The sequence below is a fragment of the uncultured Ralstonia sp. genome (assembly GCA_913056305.1).
Classification (GTDB): Bacteria; Pseudomonadota; Gammaproteobacteria; order Burkholderiales; family Burkholderiaceae; genus Ralstonia.
Window position 1 is genome coordinate 1 of record CAJXMR010000175.1, and the last position, 9,977, is coordinate 9,977.

The window sequence follows — 9,977 nt, forward strand, 5'->3', positions numbered from 1 at the left end:
TCGTTCAGGCCGCTGCCGTATTCGAAGAAGAAGCGCGCCACGACCGGGTCTGCACTGCCGGGTTCGGGCATGACGAAGACATAGGCGTTGCGCCCATCGTTGCGGCTGCGCGGCCATGCGTCGAAGGCCAACGGGTCCGGGCGGGCACGCTCGACATCGGCACGGCGCTTGACCGGCACCATGAGCTGCTCGATGCCGGCATCGACCCACAGCGGCGGACCGGCGAGCGCATCGGCATCCAGGCCCAGCATGCCGGCGATGGCCGGGTCGGCCTCGCGCGTGCTCAACGCACCGGAGCGCGGCGGGATCAGCGACCAGCCGTGATCATTCGCGGCCAGGCGGACCACGCCGGATTGGCAGCGCAGCGTCAGCTCGTTGCCGGGGCCGTACAGCTCGCGCACCACCTGCGCGGTGCCCAGCGACGGGTGGCCGGCAAACGGCATCTCGTAGTCGGGCGTGAAGATGCGGAAGCGTGCGGTGGCGCCGTCGGTCTCGTCGGGAAAGAGGAAGGTGATCTCGGACAGATTGAACTGGCGTCCGATCGCCTGCATGGTGGCGTCGTCCAGGCCGCGCCCGTCTTCGAAGACGGCGAGCTGGTTGCCGCCGAAGGTAGATTCGGCAAAGACGTTGAGCAGGCGGAAGGCGTAGCGCGGCATGGCAAGGTCCGGTGGGTAAAAGAAAGGGTGCGGCGATGCGTCATCTTCGACGCAACGTGACGCACCCTCCATGCACACTTGCAGACACTTCTGCTGAATCCGGCCGGACAGTTGCCGGACAGCCCGGCTTACTTGCGGTAGTCGTACACGCCGCGGCCGGTCTTGCGGCCCAGGTAGCCGGCGGCCACCATCTCGCGCATCAGCATGGCCGGGCGGTACTTCGGGTCGGCAAACTCGGTGTACAGCACTTCCATCACGGCCAGCATGGTGTCCAGGCCGATCATGTCGGCCAGCGCCAGCGGCCCGATCGGGTGGTTGCAGCCGAGCTTCATGCCTTCGTCGATCTCTTCCGGCGAGGCCAGCCCCTCGCCCAGCACGCAGAACGCCTCGTTGATCATCGGGCACAGGATGCGGTTGACCACGAAGCCCGGGCTGTTCTTGACCGTGATCGGCGTCTTGCCCAGCGTGTGCGCCAGCGCCTCGACGTCAGCATGCGTGGCGTCGCTGGTCTGCAGGCCACGGATGATCTCCACCAGCGCCATCATCGGCACCGGGTTGAAGAAGTGCATGCCGATGAAGCGGCTCGCGTCCTGCAGCACGGCGGCCAGCTTCGTGATCGAGATCGACGACGTGTTGGACGCCACGATCGCGTGCGGCGCGGCCACGGCTTCGAGCTGCTTGAGGATCTTCACCTTCAGCTCGAGGTTCTCGGTGGCGGCCTCGATCACGAGGTCGGCGCGCTTGAGGTCGTCGTACGAGGTCGAACCCTGGATGCGCGCGAGCGCGCTGGCCTTGTCGGCTTCGGTCAGCTTGTCCTTCTTGATCAGGCGGTCCAGGCTGCCCGCCACGGTGGCGATGCCCTTCTGCACGGCGGCATCGCTGATGTCCACCATCACCACATCCAACCCGACCACGGCGCACGCTTGCGCAATGCCGTTGCCCATCGTTCCGGCACCGACGATGCCGACCGTTTGAATTGCCATGACGCGATCCCTTTGAAACATGTTGGTACGAAACGCGCAGCATAAACGAGCGCGCGCGAGCCGCAAAGCCTTACCAGCACTAGGTTTGTTGAATTTGTCTCTGCAATAGAAACAATCGGCGTATACCCGCAAACGCGTTGAACCCAGCACCGCCGGACTTTTAAGATGGTTCTCCACCGGAAACACTGTTTCCAATTGAGAAACATTATGACGCTCAAGACCCTCGACACCTCGCTGACGCTGCTGCGCTTCTTCACGGCCCAATCGCCGGTGTGGGGCGTGCGCGAGCTGGCCAAGGCGTCGGGTGTCCATCACTCGGTGGTGCAGCGTGTGCTTGCCACCTGCGCCGAGCACAACTTTGTCGTGCAGCGCGACCGCTCGCGCAAGTACGCGCTGGGCATGGCGTTCCTGGAGTTGGCGGGGTCGCTGCGCGAAAGCCTGCAGGTGTCGGACCTGATCCTGCCGGCCATGCAGCGCGTCTGCGACGCCACGGGCGAAACCGCCTACCTCGCCATGCTCGACCGGCATGAAGCGGTGTACCTGGAGATCGTCGAGCCCGAGCAGAGCATCAAGTACACCGTGCGCCCCGGCACGCGCGTGCCGCTGCACGCGGGCGCCTCGGCCAAGGTGATGCTGGCCTTCCTGCCCGAGGCTGAGCGTGATGCCGTGCTCGATGCGGACCTCGCCCGCAAGACCGTGCACACGGTGGTCGACCGCGCTGCGCTGCGTGCAGAACTGGAGCAGATCCGCGCGCAAGGCTGGGCGCGCTCCGTCGGTGAATTCGCCGAGGGCGTGTTCGGCCTCGGCCTGCCGCTGTTCGATGAGCGCGAGCGCGTGATCGGCTCGCTCGGCGTGTCCGGCCCGGCGTTCCGCTTCGATGACACCAAGGCCACCGCCATGCTCGCCGCCATCCGCGCCGAGCGCGACGGCATCGAATCGCACATCCAGCGCTTCTACTGAGCGGCTGGTCCAGCCCAACAAATCCTCCGAGGAGACCCATTCCATGCATGCCAGCTCGCCGCCCGTCACCCACGACGCGGCCCCGCCCACCGGGCACCCCACCGACATGCGGCACCCCAAGGCCTTCGAGCCGCTCAGCTTCATCATCCTGGTGCTCGTCTCGATCGTGGGTGCGGTGGTGGGCATGCAGCTGATCGTCACGCTCGGCATCTCGGCACACACGGCCATCATCGGCGCGCTGCTGGCGATGCTGCTGGCGCGTGTACCGCTGGCGGCGCTGCGGCGCTTCCGCTCGGTGCACCGGCAAAACCTGGTGCAGACGGCCATCTCGTCAGCCACCTTCGGCGCGGCCAACAGCCTGATGATTCCGGTGGCGGTGCCGTTTTCCATGGGCCGGCATGACCTGATCGTGCCGATGCTGGCGGGCGCCATCCTGGCGCTGCTGATCGACGGCACGCTGCTGTACCGCGTGTTCGGCTCCAAGGCGTTTCCGGCCACCGGCACGTGGCCGGCGGGCATCGCCACGGCGGAGTCGATCCAGGCCGGCGACCAGGGCGGCAAGAAGGCCGGCCTGTTGCTGCTGGGCGTGGCCGGTGGCGTGGGCGGCGCCATGGCGGGCGTGCCGATGTCGGCGCTGGGCGTGGCCTTCATCGGCAATGCGTGGGCGCTGCTGATGTTCGGCATCGGCCTGCTCATCAAGGGGTATTCGCTGCCCAAGTTCGGTATCGACCTCAACAAGCTCTATCTGCCGCACGGCTTCATGATCGGTGCGGGCGTGGTGGCGCTGGTGCAGGTGGCGCTGCTGGTGGTGCGCAACAAGGCGCGTCCGACGCCGGGCCAGCCTGATGAGCCCGCCGTGCTGACCGTGTCGGAAAAGCGCACCGTCGGCTGGCTGAGTGCCGGTTTTGTCGGCTACATGGGCGTCGCCCTGCTGATTGCCGCGATGGCCGGGCTGGCCACGCACATGTCGACGCCGATGCTGATCGGCTTCCTGCTGTTCGCTGCGTTTGCCGCCTTCGTGCACGAGGTGATCGTCGGCATTGCGGCGATGCACTCGGGGTGGTTCCCGGCATTTGCGGTGGCGCTCATCACACTCTTGATCGGCATGATGATCGGCTTCCCGGCGCCGGCCCTTGGCTTGCTGGTGGGCCTGTCGGCCGCCACCGGCCCGGCCTTTGCCGACATGGGCTACGACCTCAAGGCCGGCTACATCCTGCGCGGCAACGGCGCCAACCCTCAGCTTGAATTGGAAGGCCGCCGCCAGCAGTACATCGCGGGGATGATCGGCTTCATCGTCTCGGCCATCACCGTGGTGCTGGCGTATCCGTACTTCTTCTCGCACAACCTGTTCCCGCCGGTGGCCAAGGTGTACGTGGCCACCATCGAGGCCGGCGTGTCGGCCGACGTGGCGCTCAAGCTGGCGATGTGGGCCGTGCCCGGCGCGCTGCTGCAGTGGGTGGGCGGCACGCGCAAGCAGCTCGGCGTGCTGATGGCGACCGGCTTGCTGCTGGGCTTCCCGGCGGCGGGCTGGGCGGTGCTCACGGGTCTGGCGATCCGCTTTGCGGTACGCAAGCGCTACGGCGCGGCGGGTGAATCGACCTGCGCCACCATGGCTGCGGGCTTCATCGCCGGCGACACGCTCTACAGCTTCTTCAAGCCGATCGTCACCGGCCGGCTGTTCATCAAATAAGGACTTGGCATGACGTCTTCCAATGACGCCCTCTGGGCACGCACGCGCGGCGACCTGCTGCTGGTGCCGAACCTCGCCTACCTCGACCACGCCGCGGCCTCCGTGCCGCCGCGCCAGGTGATCGACGCGATGACGGATTACCTGAGCCGCACCGCGCAGGTCGGTCCGTACCTGCCCGCCTTCCGCAAGGAAACCTACGCACGCGTGGAAGCCGTGCGTGCCGCGGCTGCCGCGTTCATCGGCGCGCAGGCGGAGGAAATCGCCTTCACCAAGAACGGCACCGAGGCCATCAGCCTGATCGCGCGCGGCCTCCGCTGGCAACCCGGTGACGAGGTCATCATCACCAACGCCGAGATCATGAGCAACCAGGCACCATGGCTGCGCCTGCAGGAAGCCGGCCTCGTCAACGTGCGCGTGGTACCGGTCGATGACGGCGGCATGATCCCGCTCGACGTGCTGGCCGCCATGCTCACGCCGCGCACGCGCCTGATCTCGGTCTCGCACCTGCCCAACGCCACCGGCGCGCTGCAGCCCATCGAGGCCATCTGCACGCTGGCGCGCGCGCGCGGCATCCTCACGCTGATCAATGCATCGCAATCGCTCGGGCTGGTGCCGATCGACGTGCGCGCGCTGGGCTGCGATTTCCTGGCGGCATGCGGGCGCAAGGCACTGCGTGGGCCGGAGGGCAGCGGCCTCCTGTTCGCGCGCGCGGAGCTGATCCCGCAGATGGAACCGGCGCTGGTGGGCTGGTGGAACGCGGGCTTCGACATTGCCACGCAGGCCGTGACGCTGCAGACCACGGCCAAGCGCTTCGAGGCGGGTTGCCCGATCGTGCCGTCCATCCTGGGCCTGGGCGCAGCCATCGAATATGCCAACGGCATCGGCATCTCGGCCATCCACCAGCGCGTACGCGCGCTGACCGACTACACCGTCGCGCAGCTGCGCACGCTCGACGGCATCGAGCTCTATGGCCCGGCGCGCGATGCCGACCGCCTGATGATCGTGCCCTTCAACGTGCGCGGCGTAGGGGCGGACGCCATCGTGGCACGCCTGGAGGCTGAGGGCGTGATCATCGAGGCCGGGCACTTCATGGCGCTGCCGATCCTGCAGCGCCACGGCATCGACAAGATGGTGCGCATCTCGCCGCTGTACTTCAACACCGAGGCGGAAATCGACCGCGCCGTGGCGGGCATCCGCGCGCTGGCGGCCGAGACGGCCTCCGCCTGACCGATCTCTCATCACAAGGAACCCGATATGGAATTACTCCTCCTCTCCAACTCGCGCAACCCGGGCGGCGAATACCTGCAGCACGCGCTGCCCGCCTTCGAGAAGCTCAGCCAAGGCCGCAAGCGCGCCGTATTCATCCCCTTTGCCGGCGTGACGATGTCATGGGACAGCTACCGCGACACCGTGCAGCAGGCGCTCGCGCCGCTGGGCATCGAGGTGCGCGGCATCCATGAATTCGACGACACCATCGTCGCCATTGAAGAGGCCGAGCTGATCCTGGTGGGCGGCGGCAACTCGTGGCGGCTGCTGCAACTGATGCGCGAGTGGGGGCTGCTGGAGCCGATCCGCGCGGCGGTCAAGCGTGGCACGCCGTACGTCGGCTGGAGCGCGGGCACCAACATGAGCTGCCCGACGCTGCGCACCACCAACGACATGCCGATCGTCGATCCGCAGGGGTTCGATGCGCTGGGGCTGATCCCGTTCCAGATCAACCCGCACTACAACAACGAGCTGCCGCCGGGCCACCAGGGCGAAACGCGCGACCAGCGCATCGCCGAGTTCCTGGTGGTGAACCCCGAGGTGCGCGTGCTCGGCATCCCCGAAGGCGACTGGCTGGAAGTGACCGACGAGCGCGTGCTGCTGGTCGGCCCAAAGCCGGCCCGCCTGTTTGTCGCCAATGAGCCGCTGGTTGACCTGCCGGCCGGCGACATCACCGCACGGGTCGGGCAGGCCGTGACCGCCTGACCACCACGCCGGGCCGCGCCGGGGTGACCCCAGGCCGCGCCCGCAGACGCCGCTGCACGCCCGTGCAGCGGCCACCACACCAAGAAGACTGAGGGAGAACATGCAAGCACTGCATGCGAGGGCGCGCGCCCATGGCGACGCGCAAGGGGAGCGCTTCGCCACACGATCGGCCATCCGTCGCGGCGCCATGGCGCTGGCGGCCAGCGCCGGCCTGCTGGCCGATGCCGCGAGCGCGCAGAGCAACGTCACGCTGTACGGCATCCTGGATGAAGGCGTGGACTATGTGACCAACGCCGGCGCCGGCGGCCACCTGTGGTCGCTGCCCAGCGGGGTGCGCCAGGGCAGCCGCTTTGGCGTGCGCGGGTCGGAAGAGCTGGGCGGCGGCACCAAGGCCGTGTTCACGCTGGAGAGCGGCTTTCACGTCCACAACGGCCAGAGCGCCATCCCGAACAGCTTCTTCGGGCGCCAGACCTGGGTCGGCCTGTCCAATCGCACCGCCGGCACGCTCACGCTTGGCCGCCAGTACGACCTGATGGGCACGCTGCTGGGCGCCAACTTTGCGGCTGGCAGCACGTATGGCGGCAACTACCAATACCACTTCATCGACATCGACCGCGTGAGCGGCCAGCGCATCGACAACTCGGTGCTGTGGATGAGCCCGGAGGTGGGCCTGGGCGGCGGCACGCTGTCAGGCGGCGCGATGTACGGCTTCGGCCAATCGCCGGGGCGCGATCCGGTCTCGGGGCGCGAGTTCAGCAACTTCAACAAGCGCACGGTCAGCGCGGGCCTGCTGTATGCCAAGGGTGCCTTCAAGATCGGCGGGGCGTACACCAACATCAACGACCCGCACGTGTTCGCGCTCGGCTCGGCACTGCCGATCGGCGGCGCGGCGTTCCACGCGCTGCCGGTCTGCAGCGTCTACCAGAAGATCTCGAACCAGCGCATCGCCGGCGTCGGTGCCTCGTACGACTTCGGCAAGGTGTGGCTGCACGGCATGGCCACCAACACGCGCCTGAAGGACTACGACGGCCACGGCGTCACCGCGCAGGCGTACGAGGTGGGGACGAAAGTCAGCTTCGCCCCGGCCTGGTACGCGGGGCTGGATTACGCCATGACGCGCATCGAGAAGAACACCTACCACCAGCTCAACAGCATTGTCGATTACAGCCTGTCCAAGCGCACCGACGTCTACGGCATGGTGAGCTGGCAGCGCGCGCTGGGGCCGACCGCGCACGCCAAGGTGTCGGCGGTGCTGCCGTCGTCGACCAGCGGCAACCAGATCGTCTACCGGGTCGGGATGCGGCACCGGTTCTGATCCAACTCTTCCACCTAGGAAATACGGCGCCCATCCATGGCATCCGGCTTGGGCGCCACCTACGCTGTCTTGCACAGCACGCTCCCAATCCACCTGAACGGAGAACCGATATGGCATTGAAGCAAGTCCTCGACATCATCGAATTTCTCGATACCAAGAGCATCACCACGCAGAAGATCAACGACTTCTTTGCGCCTTACACGAGCGACGGCGTGACCGTCGAGGTGACGGAAGTCCACGATGAACCGCCCGAGGACACCAAGAAGCTGACCTACTTCGTCGCCATCAAGATCAACGGCACCAGCCACGGCGTGCCGGGCCGCCCGGCCACGCTGGGCGTGATCGGCCGCAATGGCGCGATTGGCGCCTACCCGCACCGCGTGGGCCTGGTGTCGGACGCCGACGGCCCGATCGCCTCGCTGGCGGTGGCACTCAAGCTGATGCAGATGAAGCAGCGCGGCGACCAGCTCGCCGGCGACGTGATCGTCACCACCCACTTGTCGACCGACGTGTCGATCACGCCGCGCAAGCCGGTGGATTTCATGGGCATGCCGGTCTCGTCGTCAACCATGAACGAGTACGAAGTGCTCAAGGAGATGGAGGCGATCCTCTCCATCGACGCGTCCAAGGGCAACAGCATCGTCAAGCATCGCGGCTTTGCGATCTCGCCCACCGCCATGCAGGGCTACATCCTGCGCGTGGCGCCGGACCTGGTCGGCATCATGGAATCGACCACCGGCTGCCCGGCGGTGACGTTCCCGATCTCGCAGCAGGACATCACGCCGTATGACAACGGCCTGTACCACTTCAACAGCATCATGCAGCCGCACGTGGCCACGCACGCGCCGGTGGTGGGCGTGGCGCTCACGGCGCAGTCGGTGGTGGCGGGCAGCGATTCGTCGGCCGACCACGAGACCGACCTGGCCGAGGCGGTGCGCTTCTGCCTGGAAGTCGCCAAGCGCATGAGCCGCGACGCCTGCACGTTCTTCGACCAGAGCGAGTGGACGCTGATCCGCAGCAAGTATCCGGATCTGTCGGTGTTCCAGACGTATGGCAGCGGCACAGGTCAAACTCACTAATCGCCAGGGGGCAATCGGCATGCCCCCGTATCGAACAGCGCGCCGCAGGATCGGGCATCATCCTGGCGAATGCGAATCGCGCGCTGAATTTGGATCGGCAGCCAACGCCGCCCGCACCCCTGACCCATCTTGCACCACGCAACGCCATCCATGAGAGCCATGATCGTCGTGGGGCATCCGGCCCCCGCCAGCTTCAATCACGCCCTAGCCAACCAGATCAAGGCGACCTGGAGCGCGCTGGGATGCGATGTCACCCTCCACGATCTGCTTGAGGAACGGTTCAACCCACTCCTGACTGCGGAAGAAGCGCGCGGCCAGCCAACTCAGGACCCGCAGGTGCAGGCGCATATCGCCGAGCTGCGCGACAGCGACCTGCTGGCCGTGGTCCACCCGAATTGCTGGGGCATGCCGCCCGCGCTCATGAAGGGCTGGATCGATCGGGTCTTCGCCCCCAATGCGGCCTATACCTTTGCCAAGGGCGATGACCAGGGCGATGCGCCGATCGGGCTGCTGCGCACGCGCGCTGCCCTGGTCATCAACACCGGCAATACGCCCGTCGCGCGCGAACGGGCCGTGTTTGGCGACCCGCTGGAGCGCATCTGGGGCGAGGGCATCCTGCGCTACTGCGGCGTCAAGCACGTGATGCGCTCGCTGTTCGGCGTGGTGGCGACCAGCAGCGACGCCGAGCGCCAGCACTGGCTTGCCGACACCGCCGCTCAGGCGGCGCGCGCCGTTGAACTGGCAGCGCAGTCCTAATCGCCGCCACCTCGCCGCCACCTCACATATTGCGGCGGTACTGTCCGCCCACCTCAAACAGCGCGTGCGTAATCTGCCCGAGCGAGCAAACCCGCACCGCGTCCATCAGCACAGCAAACACGTTCTGATCCTCGATCACAGCACGCTGCAGCCGCTGCAGCATGGCTGGCGCCTCGCCAGCATTGCGCGTATGAAAATCCCGCAAGCGCGCAAGCTGGCTCTGCTTCTCTTCCTCGCTGGAGCGCGCCAGCTCGATATGCGTCGGCACCGTGCTCTCCGCCTCCGGATTGCGGAACGTATTGACGCCAATGATCGGCAGCGAGCCATCATGCTTGCGCTGCTCATACAGCATCGACTCCTCCTGGATCTTGCCGCGCTGATAGCCGGTCTCCATCGCACCCAGCACGCCGCCGCGCTCGGCAATGCGCTCGAACTCCTGCAGCACGGCCTCCTCCACCAGGTCGGTCAGCTCGTCGATGATGAAGCTGCCCTGGTTCGGGTTCTCGCACCTCGCCAGGCCCCACTCGCGGTTGATGATGAGCTGGATGGCCAGCGCGCGCCGCACCG

10 protein-coding genes are annotated in these 9,977 nt (G+C 66.9%); 7 read left to right on the forward strand and 3 right to left on the reverse strand.

All coding sequences use genetic code 11. The features are described from left to right. The coding region (locus QZ609_RS20410) for a PhzF family phenazine biosynthesis protein (protein WP_295498803.1) at positions 1–656 on the reverse strand (656 nt) is incomplete at its 3' end. Between the two features lie 128 nt (positions 657–784). Beyond that, a complete protein-coding gene (locus tag QZ609_RS20415; RefSeq protein ID WP_295498806.1) occupies positions 785–1,639 on the reverse strand; it encodes a 3-hydroxybutyryl-CoA dehydrogenase in 855 nt (284 codons plus the stop codon). Between the two features lie 207 nt (positions 1,640–1,846). On the opposite strand from QZ609_RS20415, the gene QZ609_RS20420 reads away from it, so the two are divergent. The 7 genes from QZ609_RS20420 to QZ609_RS20450 all read left to right on the forward strand — a co-directional run bounded on the left by QZ609_RS20420 (position 1,847) and on the right by QZ609_RS20450 (position 9,410). Next, positions 1,847–2,599 carry an IclR family transcriptional regulator gene (locus QZ609_RS20420; RefSeq protein ID WP_295498808.1) on the forward strand — a complete coding sequence of 251 codons (753 nt, stop codon included), beginning with the start codon at positions 1,847–1,849 and terminating at the stop codon, positions 2,597–2,599. Positions 2,600–2,642: 43 nt separating this feature from the next. After that, positions 2,643–4,289, forward strand: a complete 1,647-nt coding sequence (locus QZ609_RS20425; RefSeq protein ID WP_365902016.1) for an OPT/YSL family transporter — start codon at positions 2,643–2,645, stop codon at positions 4,287–4,289. 9 nt (positions 4,290–4,298) lie between these two features. Next, entirely contained in the window at positions 4,299–5,516 is a 1,218-nt protein-coding gene (locus QZ609_RS20430; protein ID WP_295498811.1) for an aminotransferase class V-fold PLP-dependent enzyme, read from the forward strand. A 27-nt stretch (positions 5,517–5,543) separates the two neighbouring features. After that, a complete protein-coding gene (gene pepE, locus QZ609_RS20435) occupies positions 5,544–6,260 on the forward strand; it encodes a dipeptidase PepE (RefSeq protein ID WP_295498814.1) in 717 nt (238 codons plus the stop codon). Between the two features lie 100 nt (positions 6,261–6,360). Further along, positions 6,361–7,575, forward strand: coding sequence for a porin (locus QZ609_RS20440; protein ID WP_295498817.1), 1,215 nt, complete (start codon positions 6,361–6,363; stop codon positions 7,573–7,575). Positions 7,576–7,685: 110 nt separating this feature from the next. Continuing rightward, positions 7,686–8,654, forward strand: coding sequence for a DUF1177 domain-containing protein (locus tag QZ609_RS20445; protein WP_295498820.1), 969 nt, complete (start codon positions 7,686–7,688; stop codon positions 8,652–8,654). Positions 8,655–8,804: 150 nt separating this feature from the next. Further along, the gene (locus QZ609_RS20450; protein ID WP_295498822.1) at positions 8,805–9,410 is read left to right on the forward strand and encodes an NAD(P)H-dependent oxidoreductase; all 606 of its coding nucleotides are present in this window, start codon (positions 8,805–8,807) and stop codon (positions 9,408–9,410) included. A gap of 22 nt (positions 9,411–9,432) precedes the next feature. On the opposite strand, the gene QZ609_RS20455 is transcribed toward QZ609_RS20450, so the two are convergent. Next, on the reverse strand, positions 9,433–9,977 hold a 545-nt coding region (locus QZ609_RS20455; RefSeq protein ID WP_295498825.1), incomplete at its 5' end, for a methylmalonyl-CoA mutase family protein.